This is a genomic window from Tessaracoccus pujii (assembly GCF_055326215.1).
In genome coordinates, this window is record NZ_JBUZNP010000001.1 from 55,909 (window position 1) to 79,664 (window position 23,756).

21 protein-coding genes and 1 pseudogene are annotated in these 23,756 nt (G+C 69.4%); 9 read left to right on the top strand and 13 right to left on the bottom strand.

Annotation, left to right across the window (positions count from 1 at the left end; genetic code table 11):
• Nucleotides 1–10: 10 nt before the first annotated feature.
• Together ACZK5N_RS00265 and ACZK5N_RS00270 are read left to right on the top strand one after the other, a co-directional pair.
• A complete protein-coding gene (locus ACZK5N_RS00265; protein WP_459017780.1) occupies nt 11–1,069 on the top strand; it encodes an ABC transporter permease in 1,059 nt (352 codons plus the stop codon).
• The gene (locus ACZK5N_RS00270; protein ID WP_459017781.1) at nt 1,066–1,629 is read left to right on the top strand and encodes an RpiB/LacA/LacB family sugar-phosphate isomerase; all 564 of its coding nucleotides are present in this window, start codon (nt 1,066–1,068) and stop codon (nt 1,627–1,629) included. The genes ACZK5N_RS00265 and ACZK5N_RS00270 overlap by 4 nt, the downstream gene beginning before the upstream one ends.
• Nucleotides 1,630–1,896: 267 nt before the next feature.
• Here the strand turns inward: ACZK5N_RS00270 and ACZK5N_RS00275 are convergent, their stop codons facing one another.
• Nucleotides 1,897–2,508, bottom strand: coding sequence for a hypothetical protein (locus tag ACZK5N_RS00275; RefSeq protein WP_459017782.1), 612 nt, complete (start codon nt 2,506–2,508; stop codon nt 1,897–1,899).
• 92 nt (nt 2,509–2,600) lie between these two features.
• Between ACZK5N_RS00275 and ACZK5N_RS00280 the strand changes: the two genes are divergently transcribed.
• Complete coding sequence (locus ACZK5N_RS00280) at nt 2,601–3,965, top strand: MFS transporter (RefSeq protein WP_459017783.1); 1,365 nt, start codon at nt 2,601–2,603, stop codon at nt 3,963–3,965.
• A gap of 48 nt (nt 3,966–4,013) precedes the next feature.
• Here the strand turns inward: ACZK5N_RS00280 and ACZK5N_RS00285 are convergent.
• Nucleotides 4,014–4,340 (bottom strand): annotated as a pseudogene (locus ACZK5N_RS00285) (VanZ family protein); the annotation flags it as partial.
• Between the two features lie 29 nt (nt 4,341–4,369).
• Nucleotides 4,370–5,446: an LCP family protein gene (locus ACZK5N_RS00290; RefSeq protein ID WP_459017784.1), complete on the bottom strand. Its 1,077-nt coding sequence runs from the start codon at nt 5,444–5,446 to the stop codon at nt 4,370–4,372.
• Nucleotides 5,447–5,556: 110 nt separating this feature from the next.
• Between ACZK5N_RS00290 and ACZK5N_RS00295 the strand changes: the two genes are divergently transcribed.
• On the top strand, nt 5,557–6,396 hold the full coding sequence (locus ACZK5N_RS00295) for a DUF2231 domain-containing protein (protein ID WP_459017785.1): 840 nt from the start codon (nt 5,557–5,559) through the stop codon (nt 6,394–6,396).
• Nucleotides 6,397–6,455: 59 nt separating this feature from the next.
• Here the strand turns inward: ACZK5N_RS00295 and trxA are convergent, their stop codons facing one another.
• The 9 genes from trxA to ACZK5N_RS00340 form a co-directional block, all read right to left on the bottom strand.
• Nucleotides 6,456–6,839 carry a thioredoxin gene (gene trxA, locus ACZK5N_RS00300; protein ID WP_459017786.1) on the bottom strand — a complete coding sequence of 128 codons (384 nt, stop codon included), beginning with the start codon at nt 6,837–6,839 and terminating at the stop codon, nt 6,456–6,458.
• Nucleotides 6,840–6,861: 22 nt separating this feature from the next.
• A complete protein-coding gene (locus tag ACZK5N_RS00305) occupies nt 6,862–7,266 on the bottom strand; it encodes a hypothetical protein (protein ID WP_459017787.1) in 405 nt (134 codons plus the stop codon).
• A gap of 109 nt (nt 7,267–7,375) precedes the next feature.
• Nucleotides 7,376–8,062 (bottom strand): N-acetylmannosamine-6-phosphate 2-epimerase, encoded by a 687-nt coding sequence (locus ACZK5N_RS00310; RefSeq protein WP_459017788.1) that lies wholly within the window; start codon nt 8,060–8,062, stop codon nt 7,376–7,378.
• A gap of 11 nt (nt 8,063–8,073) precedes the next feature.
• Nucleotides 8,074–8,994 carry an ROK family protein gene (locus tag ACZK5N_RS00315; protein WP_459017789.1) on the bottom strand — a complete coding sequence of 307 codons (921 nt, stop codon included), beginning with the start codon at nt 8,992–8,994 and terminating at the stop codon, nt 8,074–8,076.
• A 5-nt stretch (nt 8,995–8,999) separates the two neighbouring features.
• Entirely contained in the window at nt 9,000–9,917 is a 918-nt protein-coding gene (locus ACZK5N_RS00320) for a dihydrodipicolinate synthase family protein (RefSeq protein WP_459017790.1), read from the bottom strand.
• Nucleotides 9,918–10,029: 112 nt separating this feature from the next.
• Entirely contained in the window at nt 10,030–10,815 is a 786-nt protein-coding gene (locus ACZK5N_RS00325) for an ATP-binding cassette domain-containing protein (protein WP_459017791.1), read from the bottom strand.
• The gene (locus ACZK5N_RS00330; RefSeq protein ID WP_459017792.1) at nt 10,812–12,893 is read right to left on the bottom strand and encodes a dipeptide/oligopeptide/nickel ABC transporter permease/ATP-binding protein; all 2,082 of its coding nucleotides are present in this window, start codon (nt 12,891–12,893) and stop codon (nt 10,812–10,814) included. Before ACZK5N_RS00330 ends, ACZK5N_RS00325 begins: the two co-directional genes overlap by 4 nt.
• Nucleotides 12,893–13,858: an ABC transporter permease gene (locus ACZK5N_RS00335; RefSeq protein ID WP_459017793.1), complete on the bottom strand. Its 966-nt coding sequence runs from the start codon at nt 13,856–13,858 to the stop codon at nt 12,893–12,895. The genes ACZK5N_RS00330 and ACZK5N_RS00335 overlap by 1 nt, the downstream gene beginning before the upstream one ends.
• 100 nt (nt 13,859–13,958) lie before the next feature.
• Nucleotides 13,959–15,599 (bottom strand): ABC transporter substrate-binding protein, encoded by a 1,641-nt coding sequence (locus ACZK5N_RS00340; protein WP_459017794.1) that lies wholly within the window; start codon nt 15,597–15,599, stop codon nt 13,959–13,961.
• Between the two features lie 167 nt (nt 15,600–15,766).
• Here ACZK5N_RS00340 and ACZK5N_RS00345 point away from each other — a divergent pair, with 167 nt between their 5' ends.
• Nucleotides 15,767–16,423: a FadR/GntR family transcriptional regulator gene (locus tag ACZK5N_RS00345; protein WP_459017795.1), complete on the top strand. Its 657-nt coding sequence runs from the start codon at nt 15,767–15,769 to the stop codon at nt 16,421–16,423.
• Nucleotides 16,424–16,629: 206 nt separating this feature from the next.
• Here ACZK5N_RS00345 and ACZK5N_RS00350 read toward each other — a convergent pair whose 3' ends face one another.
• Nucleotides 16,630–17,643, bottom strand: a complete 1,014-nt coding sequence (locus tag ACZK5N_RS00350) for a LacI family DNA-binding transcriptional regulator (RefSeq protein WP_459017796.1) — start codon at nt 17,641–17,643, stop codon at nt 16,630–16,632.
• A gap of 184 nt (nt 17,644–17,827) precedes the next feature.
• Between ACZK5N_RS00350 and ACZK5N_RS00355 the strand changes: the two genes are divergently transcribed.
• The 4 genes from ACZK5N_RS00355 (at nt 17,828) to ACZK5N_RS00370 (ending at nt 23,730) form a co-directional block, all read left to right on the top strand.
• Nucleotides 17,828–19,849 (top strand): beta-galactosidase, encoded by a 2,022-nt coding sequence (locus tag ACZK5N_RS00355; RefSeq protein WP_459017797.1) that lies wholly within the window; start codon nt 17,828–17,830, stop codon nt 19,847–19,849.
• A 24-nt stretch (nt 19,850–19,873) separates the two neighbouring features.
• Nucleotides 19,874–21,148: a sugar ABC transporter substrate-binding protein gene (locus tag ACZK5N_RS00360; RefSeq protein ID WP_459017798.1), complete on the top strand. Its 1,275-nt coding sequence runs from the start codon at nt 19,874–19,876 to the stop codon at nt 21,146–21,148.
• A gap of 72 nt (nt 21,149–21,220) precedes the next feature.
• Nucleotides 21,221–22,834, top strand: a complete 1,614-nt coding sequence (locus ACZK5N_RS00365; protein ID WP_463624518.1) for an ABC transporter permease subunit — start codon at nt 21,221–21,223, stop codon at nt 22,832–22,834.
• Nucleotides 22,834–23,730, top strand: coding sequence for a sugar ABC transporter permease (locus ACZK5N_RS00370; RefSeq protein WP_459017801.1), 897 nt, complete (start codon nt 22,834–22,836; stop codon nt 23,728–23,730). The genes ACZK5N_RS00365 and ACZK5N_RS00370 overlap by 1 nt, the downstream gene beginning before the upstream one ends.
• Nucleotides 23,731–23,756 lie beyond the last annotated feature (26 nt).

Sequence of the window (23,756 nt, forward strand, 5' to 3'; positions counted from 1 at the left end):
GGATGGACCTATGACCACAACGACGGAGCCCTCGGGCCCCACCTTCATCACCCGGATAGTGGGCGCCACCCGCCGCGACCCGCACCTCAGCCGCCTGACGCTGATCCTGATCTCCCTGCTGGTGTTGTTCCTGGTCCTACGCCCGAGGAACTTCACCAACATGGCCACCTGGAACTCCATGGCTGTCCAGTTCCCCGAGTTCGGCCTCATGGCCCTCGGCGTGATGCTGACGATGATCACGGGCGGCATCGACCTCGCCGTCGTGGGCATCGCCAACATGACCTCCATCGTGGCGGCCGTGATCATGCTGTCGCTGGTCCCCCCGGACGCGACGGGCAGCACGGTGCTGTTCGGGATCCTCCTGGCCATGGTGGCGTCGCTCGTCCTGGGCGCCCTGGCCGGCATCCTCAACGGGATCCTGGTGGCGAAGATCAAGATCCCGGCCATCCTGGTCACACTCGGGACCCTGGAGCTTTTCACCGGCGTGGCCATCGTCATCACGGCGGGACGACCCATCAGTGGGTTGCCGCCTGCCTACAGCAGCTTCATGGCCGGCAAGGTGGTGGGCGTCCCGATGCAGCTCATCGTGTTCATCGTCGCCGTGCTGCTCATCGCCTTCATCATGAAGCGCACCACGTTCGGCACCAAGCTCTACATGCTCGGCACCAACGCGACCAACGCCAAGTTCAGCGGTCTCAACACCACGTCGCTCCTGGTGCGCACCTACATGTTGTCCGGGATCATGGCCTCGCTGGCGGGGCTCGTGATGCTGGCCAACTACAACTCGGCCAAGGCCGACTACGGCGTGGTCTACACACTGCTGACGGTCCTCATTGTCGTCCTTGGCGGCGTGAACCCCAACGGCGGCAGCGGTCGGCTGATCGGGGTGGTCCTGGCGATCATCACGCTGCAGGTGCTGTCGTCCGGCCTCAACCTGTTCCCACAGATCAGCAACTTCTACCGCGACCTCATCTGGGGCGGGGTGCTGCTGCTGGTCATTGCCACCAGTGATTTCGGAGGACGAAGGCTCTTCCGCCGCCGCATCAGGAAGGAGACGCCGGCGTCATGAGAACCACACAGGACAAGCAGGTCGTGATGGGGGCCGACTTCGCGGGCTTCCACCTGAAGGAGCACGTCAAGTCGCACTTGGAAGCAAAGGGTTGGGAGGTGACGGACCTGACACCGGACAAGGACTCCGCTCCCATGTATCACCGTGTCGGGTTCCTCGTCGGTTCGCGCATCTCAGAGGGGGAGTTCGAGAAGGCTCTGCTGTTCTGCGGCACTGGGATGGGCATCCACGTGGCCGCCAGCAAGTGCCCGCACGTGCACGCAGCCGTCGCCGAGAGTGTCCGGGCCGCAAAGCGGGCGGCAACGGCCAATAACTGCAACGCACTCGCGATGGGCGGCTTTTGGACAGCCCCCCGTCTCGGCCAGGCCATGGCCGACGCGTTCCTCGAGCACTCCCTCGGCGACGGTTACGAGGAGTGGGACGGCTTCTACGAGTACCACCTGATCGGCTACGACGAGTGCGAGAATTTCGACTACGAGGCTTACAAGGCCAACGATTTCGCCGTGCCGGAGCCTCGCCACGTCGACCTCGGTCCGGAGCCGGTGGGCTTGGCCTTCTAGGAGAACGCTGAAGAAGGGCTGGCCCCGTCCGCCGGATGACTGGTGGGTCGAGCAGAGTGGCGTTGTGGGGCGATGGTGATGCTGCCTGTGGATTTCCCGGTTGGATCCAGTGAGGAACGGGCCCTCATGGCTGCCTTCTCGTGCCCTGAGGTGGCTGGCGGTCCGGTTGCCTGTGCAGATGGGACCCCAGCTCAGGCGGCCACCCATTCGGTTTGGCCCCAGGAGAAACCGGGGTTGAGGAGCCGTGCGAGTCCCCGGTCACTACCACTAGGCCCGGTCCAGCATCGCCTGGTCCACGGCGCGGAAGGACCGGCACCTGTCGCGCAGCATGGACAGCGACCCGCCGGTCACCGCGTCGCCGAGCAGCGCGGTGTCGACGCAGACCGCCCGCGTACCGGCCTTGTTCCACTCCCCGGACGCATAGGCCCCGAGCCCTCCGAGGGGCAGCACCCGCTCCGCGAGGCCCAGCTCGGCCAGCCGCGGCGCCATGGCGTGGCCGATGACGTCCGCCGGGTACAGCAGCGCGCCCGTGGCGGACGTGTCCAGCACGGCGCGCACCTCCGTCGGGGTCATCGCGCCGAGATAGCACGGCACGCCCAGCTCGCAGGCGGCGTCGGCAAGCGACCTCGAGGCCACGTCGCACAGCACGAAGGCGGCGCCGGCGCCAATGGCCGCGACGAGTTGCTCCACCGTGGTCACGCGCATGACGCCCAGCGTGGCCCGCGCGCCGAAGATGGACATCACATCCGCGACCGCGGACCCGGCCGCGGGCAGCGCGAAGGTGGCGAAACCCTCCTGGATCAGCACCTCCACCACGCCGACGAGGTCGTCGACGGAGGCGTCGGGAAGGCAGACGATGAGGCCGCTGAGCGAGGACATGGCCCCAATTCTGCCCCACGCGGGCGCGCGGTCGGGGACACCCATGTGGGCAGTCACCCCCGCCCGCGTCCGCCGCTGCCTAGACTGCGGCCATGTCTGGTCTCCTGACGCGCACGCAGCGCCTCGACGAGCTGCCCTACACGGGCAAGCACAACAAGCTCCTCATCGGTTCCGGTGTGGGGTGGGCGCTCGACGCCATGGACATCGGCCTGATCTCCTTCATCATGGCGGCGCTCGCCGTGGAATGGGGCCTCACCGGCGGCGAGCTGTCGCTCCTCGGCTCGGTGGGCTTCGTCGGCATGGCCTTCGGCGCCTCGCTCGGCGGGCTTCTGGCGGACCGGATCGGCCGCCGGCAGGTGTTCGCCCTGACGCTGCTGGTCTACGGCATCGCCACCGGCCTGTCCGCCCTGTCGACCGGCCTGGCGACGCTCATCATCTTCCGGTTCATCGTCGGCCTCGGGCTCGGCGCCGAGCTGCCCGTCGCGTCGACGCTGGTGAGCGAGTTCGCGCCGCGCCGCATCCGGGGCCGGGTCGTGGTGGCGCTGGAGTCGTTCTGGGCGGTGGGCTGGCTCGCCGCCGCCGCCATCGGCTTCTTCGTCGTGCCCACCGAGAACGGGTGGCGCTGGGCCCTTGCGCTCGGCGCCGTTCCCGCGGCGTACTCGCTGATCGTGCGCTACGGCCTGCCCGAGTCGGTGCGGTTCCTGGAGAGCAAGGGCCGGCACGCGGAGGCCGAGGCGGTCGTGTCGGACTTCGAGGAGGCCGCCGGCATCTCCGTGCCCGCGGATGCCAAGGCCCCCGACGCCGCGCCCGAGGCGTCCACCGTCGACAAGAGGGAGCTCTGGGGGGCGCGCTTCAAGCGCCGCACCATCGCGCTGTGGCTGACCTGGTTCGGTATCAACTTCGCCTACTACGGCGCCTTCATCTGGCTGCCCACCCTGCTGTTCGAGGGGGGCATGACGCTGGTGAAATCGTTCGAGTTCACCCTCTACATGACGCTGGCGCAGCTCCCCGGGTATGCGCTCGCGGCGGTGCTGGTGGAGGTGTGGGGGCGGCGCCCCACGCTCGTGACCTTCCTCGGCGGGTCGGTGGTGGGTGCGCTGGCGTTCGGGATGGCCCCGCAGGTCGCCGCCACCGTAGCCCCCGGCTCAGACAGTGCAGCCTTCGCCATCACGCTGACCGCCGGCTGCATCCTGTCGTTCTTCAACCTGGGCGCATGGGGCGCGCTGTACGCCATCACGCCGGAGGTCTATCCGACGGCGATGCGCGCCTCGGGCGCGGGCGCGGCCACGGCATTCGGGCGGATCGCCGCGATGCTGGCCCCGTTACTGGTGCCGTGGATCGTCTCCACCGCAGGACGCCCGGCCCTGTTCATGCTGTTCGGGGTGATGTTCAGCATAGCGATGGTGGCGGCCTGGTTCCTCCCCGAGTACACCGACCGTGCCCTGGACGAGGTCTGAGCGCCCCGCCACCCACCGGTTGATCCCCGCGCCCGCGAGGGCGCCGATCGTTGCGCCGAGGCTGTTGAACGCGACGTCGTGAGCGCTGGCGTCCCGGGCCATCCAGTACTGGACGGCCTCGATCATCACCGAGGCGGTGGCTCCGGCCACCGCCCAGACCCACCAGCGCACGCGCGGCAGCCAGAGCGCGGCGAGCAGGGCTGAGGGAAGCAGCATCGCGGTGTTGAGCAGACCGTCGGTCTGCTCGGGGGTGGCCCGGATGCCCAGCCGTCCGGCCGTGGACCAGATGGCCACCACCAGCCGGTTGACGCTCCAGCCGTCGGCGAGGAACACCAGCCACGTGACGGGCGCGGCCAGCGCCAGCACGAGCCACATCGCCCACCAGCGGACCTGCGGTGGCGGGGTCACTCGTTCGGGTCGACCTCGCCGAGCTCGCCCGAGGCGCCGTCGAGGTTTGCCGCGTGGTACTCGTCCATCGTGTCCCCGGCCAGCGCCTGGGACAGCAGCGACAACCCCTCGGTGTCCACGACGACGACGGACTGATCCCCCACCATGCCGACGCCCTTGATGGGCGCCTGGAGCATACCGATGGAACCGGTGCCGGTCAGCCGCATCGACAGCGCGAGATCCGTCACGTACTGGTTGGTCATCGCGTCGTCCACGGTCATGGTGTCGGCCAACTGGCCGACGACATTGCTGAAGGTGACGGGATTGGCGAGCGTGGCCGGCGTCATGACCTCGCGGATGATGGCCTTGACGACGGTCCGCTGCCGGTAGGCGCGGTCCAGGTCGCCGTTGGGGAGCGGGTAGCGCTCGCGCACGTAGACGAGTGCGCGTTCGCCGTCGAGGTGGATCTGGCCCTCCTCGAAGCGGACCCCGGGGTTCTGCTCGGTGGCCCAGGGGTTGTAGACCTCGACGCCGCCGACGGCATCTGTGAGCTTGACGAAGCCCTCGAAGTCGATGAGTGCCGTGTGGTCCATCCGGACCCCGGTGAGCTGCTCGAGCGTGCGCACGGTCAGTTGCGGGCCGCCGAAGGCATAGGCCCAGTTGAGCTTGCCCTTCCCGCGGCCGGGAATGTCGACCCACATGTCGCGCGGGAAGGAGATCAGGTAGACCGCCTGCCGGTCACCGGTGACGTGCGCGATCATGAGGGAGTCGCTGCGGCCGTTCTCGATGTCGTCGCGGGAATCGCTGGCCATGAGGACGAAGTTGATGGGGGCGGCCGTCTCCGACTCGCCCGCCTTGGGCGTGGCCGCCTGCGGGCGGCCCTCGTAGTCCTGTGGCGTCAGCTGCTGGTCGCGGGTGATGGAGTCCAGGGCCGAAAATCCGCGTCCCGCGTAGTACCCGCCTACGGCAAGCGCGGCGACCAGCACCCCCACGCACACCAGCAGGAGAACGAACAGCGGGCCACGCCGTCGCTTCCGCCTCGGCGCGTCCTCGTCGTCCAGGACGTCGAGTCCCTCATCGGCTGCTCTTCTCATGGGCCCATTGTCCACTGTGGCCGATCACGCACCAACCCGGGCTGGTGTCGCCGTCGGTCCGCGGGCATGCGTTGTTCCATCCTGCAAAGGCGCCCGACTACGCTCACTGCATGGTCGACACCGTGCTGGGGCTGCCGCTGCATCCGCTCATCGTGCACGCGGTCGTCGTGCTGCTGCCGCTGGCCGCGCTGGGGGTGATCGCCCTGGTCGTGGTCCCTCGCTGGAGGCCGAGGTTCGCGCTGCCGCTGCTCGCAATCCTCGCCGCGGGGGCGGGTTCCGCCGTTGTGGCGATGCCGGCCGGCAACGCACTGGCGGAGCAGGTGGGGCTGCCGGCCGCGCATCAGAGGTGGGGCACCGCCCTGGCGTTCACCTCGGTGGCCTATCTCGTGATCGCCGGCGGATGGCTCTGGTGGGTGCGGCGCGACACGGACGAGCCGACGGCGGCCCGCACAGCGACCGGCTGGGTTGCGGCGGCGCTGTCCGCCGTCGTGACGGGGCTGACCGTCCTGGCCGGCCACTCTGGCGCCACGGCGGTCTGGGCAGACGTGGTGGCCGCGCCGGCCACCGCCTCCCCGACGGTGGAGGCACCGAGCTCCCCCGCCGCGACACCGCCCCCCGGCACCACCCCGGCGCCGAGCACCACCGCGACGGCCGCGACCAGCGCCACCCCCACGCGCTTCGGCTCGCCCCCCGCCACCACCACATCGGCACCCGAGGAGGGCTACCCCGCCGCAGTGCTCGCGGATCACGCCACGGCCGAGTCGTGCTGGATCGCCGTCGAGGGATTCGTCTACGACGTGACCGACTGGATCCCGCAGCACCCCGGCGGCCCCGAGCGGATCATCCCGTTGTGCGGCACCGATGCCACCTCCGCGTTCGGCACCCAGCACGGCGACGCGACGCTGCCGAACCAGCGGCTCAGCGAGTTTCTGCTGGGGCCGCTTGCCTGATCCGGGCAGCAAAAACCCGCCCGGCCTGTGATCGGCGGGCGGGTTCGAGGCACGACGCGTCAGGCGGTCTGCGACTCGGCGTCCTGCGTGGCCTCGGCAAGCTGGCGACGCACGTCGTCCATGTCCAGGGCCTCGACGGCGTCGATGACCTCCTGCAGCGCCTTGGCCGGCAGTGCGCCGGACTCGCGGAACACCAGGATCCCGTCGCGGAACGCCATCAGGGTGGGGATCGCCTGGATCTGCGCGGCGGCGGCGAGGCCCTGCTCGGACTCGGTGTCCACCTTGCCGAAGCGGACGTCGGGGTGCGTCTGGGCGGCCTTCTCGAACACGGGGGCGAACGCACGGCAGGGGCCGCACCATTCGGCCCACCAGTCGACGAAGGTGATGCCCTCCGCTGCAACGGTGTCTTCGAAATTCTCGGCGGTCAGTTCAAGAGTGGGCATGGGATTTCCTTTCGAGGGGTGATCAGCACGACGCGTGGTCAGTGATGCGCTTGGCCGCGGCCACGCCGTAGCAGGCGAGGAGCGCAGCCAGGGCGACGAGCGTGGCCGGCGCCTGGGAGAGCATGAACGGGGCCACCACCACGGCCGCGGCCGGGATGATGCCGCACGAGCCCCCGGTGAGGTGCTCGCGCGCTGCGACACCTGCCGGAGGCACGTAGGTGGCCAGGGTGACGGCGCCTAAGAGCGCGGCCAGGACCAGGACGGTCACCTCGAGGGCGCCCGTCGTCTCCCTGGCCGAGTTCAGCGCCACGAAGAGAGCGACAGCGGCCACAACGGCGGCGACGGTGTGGCGGGTGGACCAGACCGCCCGCCAGTAGGCGGGGCCGCTGGCCGCGACCTTCACATCACCGAGGACCTGCTGAGACACGTCTGTTCACTTCCCTGTTCGTTGCTCACGGACAGGTCCAACTATACACAGATACCCCCTAGGGTATTCAAACGCAGATCGCGCCGACATTCCGGGAGGAGTCGTCGACTCACGCCCCGGGAATCGCCAGAGCGTCGACGAACCACGTCGTCAGCGTGGCCGGATGCGTGATCGCCGTGCCGACCACCACGGACCAGGCGCCGCGACGCATCGCCTCCGCGGCGTGCGCCGGCGTGTGGATCCGCCCCTCGACGATCAGCGGCCGGTCGGCCACCGCGAGCATCTCGTCGATCGCCTCCCAGTCGGGCCCCGCGGTCCTGGGCCGCTCGCCCGAGTAGCCCACCAGCGTGGTGCCGATCAGGTCCGCCCCGGCCTCCTGGGCCGCGACCGCGTCCCCTGCAGATCCGCAGTCCGCCATCACCAGCACCTCAGGGAAGCGCTCCCTCAGGCCGGCCACTGTGTCCGCCAGGGTCCGGCCGTCCGGGCGTGGGCGACGGGTGCCGTCGAGCGCCACCACCTCGCAGCCTGTCTCCGCCACCGCGAGGCAGTCCTCCAACGTCGGGGTGATGTACACGCCCTCCTTACCCACCTTCACGAGCCCGATGATCGGCACGTCGACGACGGCGCGGATCGCTCGCAGGTCCTCCAGGCCCTTCGCCCGGATGGCGGCCGCGCCGCCGATCACCGCCGACTGCGCCACCTGACTCATCGTCCGCGGGTCCAGCATCGGCTCCCCCGGGTACGCCTGGCAGGACACCACCAGCCGCCCGTGAATCGCCTCGATCACTACACTCATTGCCATTCCTCTCAACTCACTCTGGCGCCGACGGCGTCGAACACCGTCCGCGCCGCCCCGAGGATCGCGGCCTCGGGTCCGAGCGCGGCCCGCAGGAGCGGCAGGTCCTTCAGAACCGGTACCACCTCGCCGCGACACGCGTCCCTCAGCGGCCCCCACCACTCGTCGCCGGCGCGGGCCACTCCCCCACCGACCACCACGCATTCCGGGTCCAGCACCGTCACGATCCCCGCGAGAGCCCTGCCCAGCGCGACGGCGGCCTCAGCCACCACCCGACGAGCCGGCTCCACGCCCGCGGCGGCCAACGCCATGATCCCGGCCCCGGACAACCTCTCGCCAGAGGCCAGCGCGAAGGCCCGCTCGATCGACGGCCCCGCCGCGACCGCCTCCAGGTGCCCCTCAACCCCGCACGGGCAGCGCAGACCCTCGGCGCCGGGCGTGGGAACGTGCCCCATCTCGCCGGCCACGTGGTGCGCCCCGGTCCACAAGCTCCCGTCCAGGACGACGGCGCCACCCACCCCGGTGCCCACCGCCACCATCAGCATCGACGAGCGGCCCCGCCCCGCCCCCAGCCAGGCCTCGCCGAGCGCGTGCGCGTCGACGTCGTTGCGCACCTCGACCGGCCGTGTCGCGTCCCAGCCGAGCCGGGCGCGCAGCCCGGCCGCGACATCGGTGCCCACCCAGTGGGCGAACGTGTCGGTGGCCGAGATGATCCGCCCCGCCGTCGCATCAACGACGCCCGCCGTGCCGACGCCCACGCCGGCCACGTCGTCGATCCCGGCGGTCGCGCTTGCGACAAGGGCGGCGACGGCGTCGAGCACTGCCTCGCCGCCCGCGAGCGCGGGCGTGGGCGTGATCGACACCTCACCCATCGCCCCGTCCGGCGCCACGACGGCCACCGCGATCTTGGTGCCGCCGAGGTCGACGCCCACGGCCCTCACTGCAGGAGTCCCACCTCGACGAGGATGTCGCGGATGGCGGCCGTGTCGCCGTCGGTCAGCCCCTCGAGCGGCGCGGGCATCGCGGCGGAGTCGATGACACCGAGCAGCGCCAGGGCCGTCTTGAACGCGCCGATGCCACCGGCATCGCCGGAGCGACCCTGCGGCACGAACGCGATGTCGAAGAGCCGGGCGATCCGGGCCTGCTCGTCGCGCGCGGCCAGCCAGTCGCCGGCCTGGGCGGCCCGCCACATCCGGGCGTAGCCGGCGGGGTCGACGTTGGCCAGGCCGGGCACCGCGCCGTCGGCGCCGAGCAGGTACATGCCGTCGCACATCACCTCGTGGCCGGTCAACAGCACCAGTGGGTGCCCGGCCGCGGCGTTGGCGGAGACGAGCCGGCGGAAGCCGACGTCGTCGCCGGAAGAGTCCTTCACACCGGCGATGACACCGTCGCGGCCGAGGCGAACCAACAGGTCCACGCCCAGGTAGCTGTGCACGCGCACCGGCACGTTGTAGGCGAACACCGGCACCGTGACGGCGTCGGCCACCATGCGGAAGTGTCGCTCGGTCTCGGCCACGTCGTTGATCGCGTACAGCGGGGCGGTCACGACGACGGCGTCGGCGCCCAGCGACTCCGCCCGTCGGGCCTGCTCCGCGACGCGCCGCGCAGTGAGGTCAGGGGTGCCGACGAGCACCGGCACGCGCCCGGCGGCCCGCTCGACGACGCGGCGGGTCACTGTGTCGCGCTCGTCGTCGGTGAGGTAGGCCACCTGGCCGGAGGAGCCGAGGATGAACAGGCCGTTCATGCCACCGTCGATGAGGTGGTCGACGACGCGGTCCAGGGAGGGGAGATCGAGCTCGCCCCCGGGGGTGAAGGGGGTGATGACCGGGGGGATGGTTCCGGTGAAGGTGTGCATGGGAGGGGCTCCTTGGGAATCGATTGAGATCGGATACGGGGGGCGACGCGGTCGCGCGCTGCGCGGCGACCGGCTCTACCGACGGGAGCGGGAGCTCGGCCCGCGGGGTCGGTCAGAGGAGGGAGGGGACGGCGCTGAGGAGGGTCCGCGTGTACTCGTGCTGCGGGTTGGCGAACAGCTGATCCGCCGGACCCGTCTCGACAATCCGGCCGCCCAACATCACCGCCATCCGGTCGGAGATGTAGCGCACGGTGTTGATGTCGTGGCTGATGAACACCAGTCCGAGGCCCAACTGATCCTTCAGGTCGCTGAGCAGGTTGAGCACCTGCGCGCGCACCGACACGTCGAGGGCCGAGGTCGGCTCGTCGGCGATGATCACGTCGGGGTCCAGCGCCAGGGCGCGGGCGATGGCTACGCGCTGCCGCTGACCGCCGGAGATCTGGCGGGGCAGCACGTCGAGCGCCGACTGCGGCAGGCCCACGAGGTCGAGCAACTCCTTGACGCGATTCTCCCGTTCGGATGGCTCCAGGACGCCGTGCACCGTGAAGGGGTCGAGCAGCGTGTCGCGCACGATCATGCGTGGATTGAGCGCGGTGGCCGGGTCCTGGAATACGACCGAAACGGCGCGCCCCAGCTTCTTCCTGCCGGCCCCGTCGAGCTTCATGCGCTCGCCCTTGAAGTACACCTCGCCGGAGGTGACGGGTTGCAGGCCCACCATGACGCGGGCGAGCGTGGACTTGCCGCAGCCCGACTCGCCCACCAGGCCGAGGGTCTCCCCCTTGCTGACCGAGATGTCCACCCCGTTGACGGCGTGCACGCGGTCAGGGCGGAACAGCTTGCCGGTGCGCGACTTGTGGACGACGTGCACGTCGCGCAGGTCGATGACGGGGGTGCTCATCGCGCGCCCTCCTTCTCCAGCAGAGCCTCGAGCTCGCCGGTGCTGGCGTACAGGTGGTCCTCGGTCCCGGGCAGGGGGCGGAGCGTCGGCTTCTCGGTGAGTCCCGCCTGCGGGTGCGAGGAGCGAGGAGCGAACCGGTCGCCGCCGACGAACTCGCGGGGGCTGGGCACCACGCCCGGCACCTGGTGCAGGCGACCGGTGCCGGACTCGATGGACAGCACCGCCCCCAACAGGCCGCGGGTGTATTCGTGGGTCGGGTTGGTGAGCAGCTCAGTGGTCGCCGCCTGCTCCACGACCTGCCCCGCGTACATGACCGTGATCCGGTGAGCCACCTCGGCCACCAGGGCCAGGTCGTGCGACACGAACACCATGGCGAAACCGAGCTTCTCGCGCAGCTCGTTGAGCAGATCCACCACCTGCGCCTGCACGGTCACGTCGAGGGCCGTCGTGGGCTCGTCGGCGATCACCAGGCGCGGGTTGCGGGTGAGCGCCATGGCGATCAGCACGCGCTGGCGTTGACCTCCCGAGAGCTCGTGCGGGTAGGACTTGAGCGTGCGCGCCGGGTCGAGGCCGACGAGCTCGAGCAGCTCCTCGGCCGTGCGCCGTCCGCCCCGCCTGGTGAGCTGCCTCATCTGGGCACGGATGAGCATCGACGGGTTGAGCGAGCTCAGCGCATCCTGGTAGATCATGCTCATCTCATGGCCGCGCAGTGCGTTGCGGTCCCTCGGGCCCAGTGTCAGCAGCTCGCGGCCGTCGAACCTGACCGACCCCTCGATCCTGGCGGTCTCGGGCAGTAGACCCATGATCGCCATGGACGTGATCGACTTGCCGCAGCCCGACTCGCCCACCAACCCCATCGTCTCGCCCTCGCGGACGGTGAAGCTCACGTCGTCGACGATCTTGACGGCACCGTGCGCGCCCGGGAACGAGATCGAGAGGTGCTCGACCTCTAGCAGCGGCTGCGCGTGGGGGTTGACGAGCACGAGCCGGTCGCTGCGGGCTGCCTCCGCCACCTTGAGCGCATTCAGCCGGGCCTTGAGGGACTCGACCTGCGAGAGGTGCGAGGCTGCGATGCCGGCGGCGCCGACCTCGCCCTTGAGCTTGTCCTCATCGGACTGCACGTTGACGCGGGTCTTGATGCGCGGGGACGCGAACGAGTCCGTGAGGCCCTCGGACAGGATGTTGAGGCTGAGCGTCGTGATGAGGATGAACAGGCCGGGGAAGAACGTGCCCCACCAGTGGCCCGACAGCAGCAGCGCCTTGCCTTCGGAGAGCATGTTGCCCCAGGTGGGGGCGTTGACCGAGCTGATGCCGGTGCCGATGAAGGACAGCGACGCCTCGAACACGATGGCGTCGGCCACGAGCACCGTCGCGAAGACGAGGATGGGGGCCAGGCAGTTGCGGGCGACGTGCTTGAACAGGATCCACCAGGTCCGCGCGCCCATCACCTTGGACGCGGCCACGTAGTCCTCGCCGAACTGGGCGAGGACGTTGGCCCGGACCACGCGGGTGAGCTGCGGCACGTAGAGGAAGGCGATCGAGATGACGACCACGGGCAGCATCGGGAGGCGCGAGGACAGCGCGGTCACCATGACGGCGGCCAGCGCGATGCCTGGGAAGCTCATCACGATGTCGAGCGTGCGCATCAGCACCTCGGACACGACCTTGCGCGCAGTGCCTGCGATCGATCCGAGCACCGCGGCGACGACGAGCGCCAGCCCGGTGGCGGCCAGGCCGACCAGCAGCGAGACCCGGGCGCCGTACAGGACCCGGGAGAAGATGTCGCGGCCGCGGTCGTCGGTGCCGAAGAGGAACTCACCGTCCGGCGGGATCGCGGTGTCGGGGATCAGCTGGGTGCCCACGCCCTCGATGGTCACTTCCGAGTAGACGATCTTCGCCTCGGGCACGAGGCCGGATGCGCCGGGGCCGAAGGGGGCGACGAGCGGCGCGAAGACGGCGGCCAGCGCGAGCAGCGTCAGCACGACGAGCGCGATCCTGGAGCCGACGGGCAGTGCCCGGATGCCCTCGAACCGCAGTCCCGGCTGCTGGAGCTTCTCTCTGGACTCAGGCGACAGCATCAGATGCTCCTGATCCGGGGGTTGACCAGCACGTAGAGGAGGTCGACCACCAGGTTGATGATGATGAAGGCAAGCGCGATCGTGATCGTCACGCCCTGCACGATGTTGACGTCGTTGCGCATGATGCCCTGGAAGATGAGGTTGCCCATGCCTTGGATGTTGAAGATCATCTCGATGACGACGGCGCCGCCCATCATGTAGCCGACGCGGAGGCCCAGCACGGTGAGCGGGGTGATGAGCGCATTGCGCAGCACGTTCCGGCCCACGACGATGTGCTTGGGGATGCCCGCACCGATGGCGGTGCGCACGTAGTCGCGGTCGAGCTCCTCCACCATGGCGGTGCGCACCACGCGGGTGAGCGATCCCGACAGCGGAATGGCCATGCCGACGGCGGGGAGGGTGACCTGGTTGATGTAACCGGCCGGATCCTCGGTGAAGTGGGTCCAGTCGGTGATCACTGCCGGGAAGTAGCCGGCGCCCCCCGGGATGTTGCCGAACCACTGGATGAACAGCAGCGCCAGCCAGAACGATGGGGTGGCCAGCGAGGCGATGGAGATGAAGCGGATCGCCTGATCCGGCCACTTGTCGCGGAACAGCGCGGCGATGATGCCCAGCACGAGCGCGATGACGACGCCGAGGAAGAGGCCGATGAACGTCAGTTGGAGGGTGATGGGGAACGACCTGGCCACCATCTCGCCGATCGGGACACCGGTGAACGACTCCCCGAGGTCACCCTGGACGAGACCACCGAGGTAGCGCACGTACTTGACGAGGAGCGGGTCGTTGAGGCGGAACCGTTCCCGGTAGTTCTCGAGGGCCTCCGCGGAGGCCGACTCGCCGAGCGCCAGACGCGCCGGGTCGGCGGTCGACAGGGACATCACGAGGAACACCAGGAGGGTGGCACCCAAGACCATGATGGGCATCGCCAGCACTCGACGTAGCAATAGACGGATGAAGTTGGACACGGCGTCGTCAGTTCCTGCTCTTCAGTGGGGGTGGCAACCGCTCGGGGGACGAGTGAGGGGGCCGGCCGGGCTCCGGGCCGACCCCCTCACCAGGGAGCAACTAGGCGGTGCTGCCGACGCCCACGAACGAAAGGCCCGTCACCGCGATGGGCTGGAAGTCGACCAGCGTCTCCGCGTCGAACGCCGTGGGCGTCTTGCGGTGGAACAGCGGATACATCGGCAGGGTCTCGGAGGCAAGGTCGAACGCCTGACCCCAGAGAGCCTGCTGGTCGTCACCGGAAGCCGCAACAGCCTGGTCGAGCAGCTCCTGCATCTTCGTGTGCGACTCCTGGCCCTTCCAGTGCATGCGCTTGTCGGTCCAGACGTCGCCGCTGTACCACCAACGCAGCAGGAGGTCGGCGTCGTCACCGAAGACCGACGGATCGCCTGGCGCCACCACGATGTCGAAGGCGTTCGGGTCGCTGTCGATCGTGCCGTACACGTCGGACGACTGCTTCTCCTCGTAGCTGACGGTGAGACCGGCAGCCTCCAGGGACTCCTTGATGATCGGCCGCACGGCTCCGAAGAAGTCGTGGTTCGAGGCGAGCAGGCGCACCGAGGTCAGGCCGGTCTCGGCGAAGAGGGCCTTGGCCTTCTCGACGTCGAGGGCGTAGACGGTCGAGGCCTCCTGATAGGAGGCGTGCTCCTTCTGCAGGAACGAGGTGGACGGCGTGGCGAGGTCGGCCATGCCCACCTTGGTCATGCGGTCGTAGTCGAGCGCGTACATGACACCCTGACGGTTCTTGACGTCGTCCATCGGGGCCAGCCCCATGTTGAACATGATGAACACCAGACCGAAGCCCTGCTGGGCGGCGACCGACTTGCTCTGCGCGAGCGTGGCGAGGTCCGCGGCGGGCACGGAGTCGATCGCCTGGACGGTGCCCGACGAGATCGCGTTGGTGCGGGTCGCCGCATCGGGCAGGATCTGCCACACCATCGAGGCGGCGCGGGCCGGGTAGGGGCCGGTGTAGGCGTCGTTGCGCTCGAACACGACCTGCTGCGAGCTGGCGCCGTTGTCGGTCATCCGGTAGGCGCCGGTGCCGATCGGGTTGAGATCGAACGCCGCCTTGTCGGCCTCGACGGCGGCCTTCGGGACCACCTTGACCACCGAGAGACGTGCGGGCACGAGCGAGAAGGGGTACTTGGTGGTGAAGGTGACGGTGGTGTCGTCCTTGGCCGTGACGCCCTCCATGAAGCCGAGGAAGTTGGCGTACAGCGAGGTGTTGGCCGGATCGAGCACGCGCTCGAAGGAGAAGACCACGTCCTCGGTGGTGACCGGGGTGCCGTCGGTGAAGACGGCACCGTCGCGGAGGGTGACCTCCCAGGTGGTGTCGTCGACCTGCGTGGGCAGGTCCGCGCCGAGCGCGGCGTACACCTCGCGGGTGGCGGGGTGGATCTCGGTGAGGCCCTCCATGGTGTGCCAGTTCGCCGCCACCGTGAGGGCGGCCGTCGTGGTCATGGGGTCGTAGCCGTTGGTGCCGAGCTCGTAGGAGATGCCGGCGGTGATGGTCCCGGCGTCGGCGGCCGACGAGGCGGGCGCGCTCGAAGCGTCGCCCGTGCTGGGGGCGGCCGTCGGGCTGGTGGACGATTCGCTCGGCGCCCCGCAGGCCGCCAGGCTGGCCGCGAGGGTCGCGGCGGCGCCCAGGCTGCCGGCGAGCTTGAGAAGACTCCAGCGCGATGTGACGGGAACCTGATTCATCATTGAACTCCTTGGTGATCGGACATCCGATGTCTGACGTCCGCTAGACTAGCGCATGGGATCGAAGGGCGCTCCCACTTCGCTCATAGACATGAGCGTTTTTTCACCAGAGGGTGTTGACACATATGGCGAGATCCGAACCCCAGCGCCTCCGGCAGACCATCAATGCCGTGAAGGAGCTCATCCTCACGGAGCGGCTACTACCGGGCGACCCGCTCCCCACCGAGGCGCAACTCGTGGACCTGCTCGACGTCTCGCGGGGCAACCTGCGCGAGGCCGTGCGCACGCTCGTCGCGCTGGACATCCTCGAGGTCCGGCACGGCACGGGGACCTTCGTCGGGCAGATGTCGCTGCGCCCGCTCGTCGACGGCCTGGCCTTCAAGGGCGTGGTGCTCCCGGGGCACGATTTCGAGTCCCTGCGCCAGATCGTCGAGGTGCGCAGCGGGCTCGACCATGCGCTGGCGCCCGCCGTGGTTGAGCACCTCGACGATGCGGCGGCGGCAGCACTGAGCGATCTGTGCGACGCGATGGCCGCACACAGTGAGCGTAACGAGGCGTTCGCCACTGAGGATCGCGAGTTCCACCTCACCCTGGCGTCGATCCTCAGCAACGAGCTCTACGCCCAGCTGGTGGCCGCATTCTGGGACGTGCACACCCTGCTGGCGCCGCGGCTCGGTGTGCCGACGCCCCGAGACATCGCCGACACGGTCGTCGCACACCGGGAGATACTCGACGCAGCGAAGGCAAGGGACCTGGACGCGTACCGGGTTGCCGTGGACAACCACTACGCCCCGCTGTTGCGAGTCCTGGACTCCACCTCGGCGTAGGAACGCCGACGGGTGGTTACGTGGCTTGAGCCGGACACGGCCTTCGGTGACGGGCAATGAGCCGGACACGGCACTCGGCAGGGGCGACGAGCCTGGCGTCGGTCTCAAACCCCCGTCGGCCCCTTGTTACCGCTGCCACCGACGACGAGATCCAGATCCGGCTCAAACCACCCAGCCGAGACCAGGAACAGACCGGATCAGCGGTGTCAGGCGCTCTCGCGAACGATGAGCGTCGTCGGGAGGGTGACCTGGCGTGGCGCATCACCTCGGGCCTGCTCCAGCAGCAGCGTCACCATCTGCTCGCTGAGCTCACCCCATGGCTGGCGCATGGTGGTCAGCGGGGGGTCCAGTTCCTCCGCCAGGCCCGAATCGTCGAACCCGGCCACAGCCACGTCGTCGGGCATCCTCAAGCCTGCCTGCCGCAGCGCGCGGATGGCGCCGGCGGCCATGGCGTCCGAGGCGGCGAACACAGCGTCGAAAGGCGCCCCCCGCGCGATGATCCGCGCCATGGCCGCAAACCCGGAACGCAGGCCCCAGTCGCCGTAGTCGATGAGATCCTCATGCAGGTCCGGACCCATCTCCGCGCGGAAGCCGTCCAGCCGGAACCGACCCCCGGAGGTGTCCTGGGGCCCGGCGATCATGGCGATCCGGCGATGACCCCGGGCCCGAAGATGGCGCACCATCTCTCGTGCGGAGCCGGCCTCGTCCACCGCCACCCAGGCCACATCGTCGGCATGGCCCAGCGGCACCCCGCAGACCACCGTGGGCACGCCCTCGCGGGCGAGAGACTCGATGAGCCTGTCCGACTGGTGCGACGATATGAGCATGACGCCGTCGACGTGCCCCGACGCGAGGTAGCGGCGGGCGTTCTCACGCTCCGGCTCGGACCCGGCCACCAGCAGCACCAGGGTCATGGACCGTCTGGCCAGAGCCTGGGACGCGCCGCGCAGCAGGTTGGAGAACGTGGGGTCTAAAAAGAGCAGCGAGGTGTCCTCCGCCAGGAGGAAGGCCAGCGAATTGGCCCGGCCGGTGGCCAGGTTCCGTGCGGACTGGTTGGCCGTGTAACCGGTGGCCCGGACGGCACCCTCGACGGCGTCCCGCGCCTTCGGCGACACCCAGCGGCCGCCGTTGAGCACCCGCGACACCGTGGCGCTGGACACGCCGGCGGCCACCGCGACGTCGTTGATCGTTGGCCTGCCCCTGGGTTCCACGGTCTCCACGGATCGAACTGTAGCGCCGTTCGGCACGGCCGTCCCACGCCGGCCGCACAACTGTAAGCGGTTACAGTTTGATAACGAAATCGTGACCTCGCTTGCTTTTCGACGCCCGCGTGGCCAAGACTGTAAGCGCTTACAGGTTGGCAGAGGCCAGCCGGAACCGAGATACGACGAGGTGTCGACGCACGTGACCACCCCTTGGCCGGCCATCGCCGGCATCGCCTATGGCGGCGACTACAACCCCGAGCAGTGGCCCCGCCCCGTATGGGAAGAGGACGTGACGCTCATGCGCCGCGCCGGGGTCACCCTGGTCAGCGTCGGCATCTTCTCGTGGGCCAAGCTTGAGCCCGCATCCGGCACGTTCGACTTCGGCTGGCTCGACGAGCTCCTCGACCTCCTCCACGCCAACGGCATCGCGGTGGACCTCGGCACGCCCACCGCGTCACCGCCCGCCTGGTTCTTCGCCGATCATCCCGAGGCCCGGGTGATCACCCGCGACGGCACCGTCATGGGGTTCGGCTCGCGAGGTATGGCCGCCCCGTCGTCGACCGCCTACCGCGACGCGGCAGCCCGGATCGCCGGCGCGCTCGCCGAGCGCTACGCCGAGCACCCCGCCGTCGTGCTGTGGCACATCCACAACGAGTACGGCACCCCGGTGGGCGAGGACTACTCCCCCACCTCCGTGCAGGCGTGGCGGGAATGGCTCCGGACTCGCTACGGCTCACTTGATGCGCTCAACGACGCCTGGGGCACCGCCGTCTGGGGGCAGACGTACCACTCCTGGGACCACATCGGGGCTCCGGCCGCGGCGCCGTCGGTGGTGAACCCGACGATGCGGCTGGACTTCGCCCGCTTCACCGACAATCAGATGCGCGAGTGCTTCGCGGTGGAACGCGACGCCATCCGACGCCACGCCACCCAGCCGATCACCACCAACTTCATGGCCAACCAGCACTGGGGAACCGACCTCTGGGAGTGGGCCAAGATAGTCGACGTGGTCTCCGACGACCACTACCTCACCGCGGCGGACCCCGAGGCCGAGATCGGGCTGGCGATGGCCGCCGATCTCACCCGCTCGGTCGCCGGCGGCAGGCCGTGGATCCTGATGGAGCACTCCACGTCGGCCGTCAACTGGCAGCCGCGCAACGTGGCCAAGCGGCCCGGCCAGATGGCCCGCAACTCGCTGGCCCACGTCGCTCGAGGAGCCGACGCGGTGCTGTTCTTCCAGTGGAGGGCAGCGCGGTACGGCCAGGAGAAGTTCCACTCGGCGATGCTCCCCCATGCCGGCACCGAATCGCGGGTGTTCCGCGAGGTGGTGGAGCTGGGCGCCACACTCAGAGACATCGCCGACATCCGGGGCTCCCGCGTCGAGGCCGAGGTGGCCGTGCTGTGGGACTTCGAGTCCTTCTGGGCGCAGGACCTCGAATGGCGCCCCTCGGAGGGCCTGGACCACCGCAAGCAGGTGCGCGCCTACTACGAGCGGTTGTGGCGTGACCGCATCACGGTGGACTTCGCGCTGCCCTCCCACGACCTCACGCGCTACCGCCTCGTCGTGGTCCCCGCGCAGTATCTTCTGCGGGCCGACGACGCCACCGCCCTCATCCGCTACGTCGAGCAGGGCGGCACCCTCGTGGTGTCCTGCTTCTCGGCCGTCGTCGACGAGCACGATGCCGTCCACCGCGGCGGATTCCTCAGGCCGCTCGAGCCGGCGCTGGGCGTCTGGGTGGAGGAGTTCCTGCCCCTGCGCGACGGCGACTCGCTCACGCTCGACGGGCCCGATGGCCGGCTCCGCGCCGACGTGTGGGCCGAGGACCTCGTCCTCACGAGCGCGGAGGCGGTGGCCACCTACGTCGACGGCCCCGCGGCGGGCAAGCCTGCGATCACCCGGCACCGGCACGGCGCGGGCACCGCCTGGTACCTCAGCACCTGCCTCGACGCGCCGTCGCTCCAGGCCGTGATGGGCCGCGTCTACAGCGACGCCGGCCTGGCCCCCACCGCCCTCCCCGACGGCGTGGAGGTGGTCACCCGTCACGGTGCGGGCGCCACCTTCACCGTCGCCATCAACCACAACGACCACGCCGCGGAGCTTCCGCTCCCCGGCACGGACCTCGTCACCGGACACCACACGGACGGGACCCTTCGTCTCGAAGGCGGCGCAGTCGCCGTCGTCCGCTCCGAGGACACCACCCGCTCCACACCGGAGCACTGACACCACCGAAGGAAGGACCACACCATGCGCACATTCGCCAAGGCCGCGCTCGCTCTGAGCACCGCGGCCCTCATCGCCGGCTGCAGCGGCGGGGGCGGCACCACCCCCACCGCGTCCCCGGCCACCAGCGAGACCGCGGCCACCAGCGCCGCCCCCGAGTCGAGCGCCCCCTCGGGCGACGGCGCCACCCTGGTGATCTGGACCGACGCCGAGCGCGAGGAGGCCATCAAGAGCCAGGCCGAACTCTTCGAGGAGGCCACCGGCGCCACCGTCACCGTCGTACAGAAGAACTTCGAGGACCTGCGCAACGACTTCATCGCCCAGGTCCCCACCGGCGAGGGCCCCGACATCACGGTCGGAGCTCACGACTGGCTGGGCGCGCTCGTGACCGCCGGCGTCGTCGACACCGTCGACGTGGGCGACATGGCCTCGCAGTTCGAGCCCGTGGCGCTCGAGGCCATGACCTACGACGGCCAGCTCTACGCGCTGCCCTACTCACTGGAGACGGTCGCCCTGATCCAGAACGTCGACCTCGTCGGCGACACCGCCCCCGCAACCTGGGACGAGATGATCGAGATGGGCGAGGCGTCCGGCGCCGAGCGCCCGTTCGTCATCAACACCGGCGGCGAGACCGGCGACGGCTACACAATGTACGGCTTCCAGACCTCCTTCGGTGCGCCCGTGTTCGTCCAGGACGAGAGCGGCTCCTACACCTCCGAGGTGGGCATGGGCGGCGAGAAGGGTGAGGCCTTCGCGCAGTGGCTCTACGACAACGGCATGAAGGGCAAGGGCTACCTCAGCACCACCGTCGACTACGACATCAACAACGAACTCTTCTCCTCAGGCAAGGCCGCGTTCACCATCCAGGGCCCCTGGGCCATCCCGGCCTTCGAGGGCGTCAACCTGAAGGTCAGCCCCATCCCGTCCGCGGGTGGTGAGCCGGCCGGGCCGTTCGTCGGCGTCCAGGGCTTCTACCTGAGCTCGCAGAGCGCTAATCCGCTGCTGGCGCAGGACTTCCTGGTCAACTACCTCGGCACCGAAGAGGGCCAGCAGGCGCTCTACGACGCCGACCCGCGGCTCCCCGCCCTCACGGCCATCGGCGAGGAGGTCAAGTCGGACCCGATCATCGCTGGCTTCCTCGAGTCCTCGCAGAACGGCGTGCCCATGCCGAACATCCCCGAGATGGGCGCCGTGTGGGACTTCTGGAACGCGGCCGAGGCCCAGATCATCGCCGGGGCCGAGCCCGTGGCCACCTGGAACACGATGATCACCAACCTGCAGGCAGAGCTCGACAAGTAGCCGTCCACCGTCGAGGGGGGCGGGCCTCCCGCGGGCCGCCCCCCTCGACTCTCCCCAACGTGAGGAACACTGATGACGGTCACCGAAGACCAACAACTCACCGACCCCGCCCCACCCCGCTCCGAACCCCACGCCAGGGCGTGGCGAGGGCTGGGCGGCGGCTTCGTGGTCAAGCTCCTGCTCATGGGCGTGGTCAACGCCTTCGGGATCTCTGTGATCCTCAGCGCGTGGCAGGTGGAGTCCTGGGTGATCCTCGGCGCCTCCGTGGTGCTGCTGCTGTTCGCGGACTGGGTGTACTTCTCCAAGCGGGCCTTGCCGCTGAAGTACCTGTTGCCCGGCCTGGTGTTCCTCCTCATCTTCCAGGTGTTCACGCTGGCCTACACGGGCTATGTCGCGTTCACCAACTACGGCACCGGTCACGCGGGCTCGATGCAGCAGGCCGTCGACGCCGCGCTCATCCAGGCCGAGAAGCGCCTGCCGGACTCCCCCACCTACCCGCTCGCGGTGGTCCGCCAGGGCGAGCAGGTGGGCTTCGCCATCACCGATGGCGACGAGGTCAAAGTGGGCACGGAAACCGAGCCGTTGAGTGTGGTCGACGGCGCCGAAACGGCCGACGGCGGCACGCCCGCCTTGGTGCCCGGTTGGGACGTCGTCCCGCGGGCGCAACTGCTCACCGACACTGCGCTGCAGGGGGTGGTCACCTCCCTGCGCGTGCCCGTCTCCGACGACGCCACAGAGGGCTCGATCCGCACCCGCGAGGGGTCGAAGGGCACCATCTACTCGTCGTCCATGCGGTGGGACGCCGATGCGGGCACGCTCACCAACACCGACACCGGCGTGGTCTACAGCCCCGACGACCGCGGCCGCTTCGTGGGCGACGACGGCTCCAGCCTTCCGGCCGGCTGGTACGTCAACGTCGGGTTCGACAACTTCGTGCGGGCGGTCACGGACCCCACGCTGGCGGCACCCCTGTTCCAGGTGATGATCTGGACGTTCGTCTTCGCCATCGCCTCGGTGGTGGTGAGCTTCGCCGTCGGGCTGGCGTTCGCGCTCCTCTACAACGACGAGCGGCTGCGCGCCCGCAAGCTGATCCGCACTCTCCTGATCCTCCCGTACGCGTTCCCGGCCTTCATGTCTGCGCTGCTGTGGCGCGGCATGCTCAACGCCGAGTTCGGCGTCGTCAACGAGTTGTTCTTCTTCGGCTCTTCCATCGGGTGGCTGTCGGATCCGCTGCTGGCACGGCTGGCCGTGATCTTCGTCAACGTGTGGCTCAGCTACCCCTACTGGTTCCTCGTCTGCACCGGGGCCCTGCAGGCGCTGCCCGCCGACACTTTGGAAGCCGCGACCATCGACGGCGCTAGCAGGTGGCGGCGATTCACGGCCATCACGCTGCCGCTGCTGCTGGTGTCGACGGCGCCGCTGGCCATCGCGTCCTTCGCGTTCAGCTTCAACAACTTCACCATCATCTACATGCTCACCGAGGGCGGGCCGGCCTTCCCGGGCAACCAGGCCCGCCTGGGCGGCACCGACATCCTGATCTCCGCGATCTACAAGATCTCCGGAGTCTCGGGTGGCGTGGCCGACTACGGCCTGGCGAGCGCCCTGTCCATCGTCGTGTTCATCGTGATCGGCGCCATCTCCGCGCTGGCGTTCCGCCAGACCCGCAAGTTGGAGGAGTTCCAGTGATGTCCCAGCCCTTCGTCGACGAGCGCAACAGTGAGGGCCGCCGCCAGGCGCGCCGCAAGCTCTGGGTGGCCGAAGTGGGCTGGAAGTACCCCCTGGCCGTGGTGCTCATCATCTACGCCGTGTTCCCGCTGCTCTACGTGCTGTCGGCGTCGTTCAACCCGCGCGGTTCGCTGGCCCGCAGCAGCGCCATGTTCAGTGCCTTCTCCCCGTCCAACTTCGCCGCGCTGGGCGAGACCATGTACTGGACGTGGTTCCTCAACACGCTCATCGTCGCCGGCTCGTCGGCTCTGGGCGCGGTGTTCATGGGCGCGGCGGCCGCCTACGCGTTCTCGCGCTTCCGGTTCAAGGGTCGCCGCTTCTCGCTGACGGCCCTGCTGATCGTGCAGATGTTTCCCCAGACCATCGCCTTCGTCGCCGTGTTCCTGCTCCTGCTGGGCCTCGGCGAGGTGGTGCCGGCGCTGGGCATCAATTCGAAGCTCGCGCTGATCAGCGTGTACCTCGGCGGCGCGCTGGGCGCCAACACCTTCCTCATGTACGGGTTCTTCAACACCATCCCCATGGAGATCGACGAGTCGGCCAAGATGGACGGTGCCTCGCACGCCCAGATCTTCTGGCGGTTGATCATGCCGCTGGTGGCGCCGATCCTCGCCGTCGTCGGCCTGCTCGCCTTCATCTCCGCCTTCGGCGACTTCATCCTCGCCAAGATCATCCTCGTCTCGGAGGACAACTGGACGTTGTCTGTCGGGATGTACCAGTGGGTGTCGAATCAACTGACGTCGCGCTGGGGGCTGTTCGCCGCCGGCGTCGTCCTGGCCGCCCTCCCCGTTCTGGCGCTGTTCCTCTCGCTGCAGCGCTACATCGTCGGCGGCCTGACCGCCGGCTCGGTCAAGGGCTGATCCTCAGCCTCCGCAGGAGGCGGGGT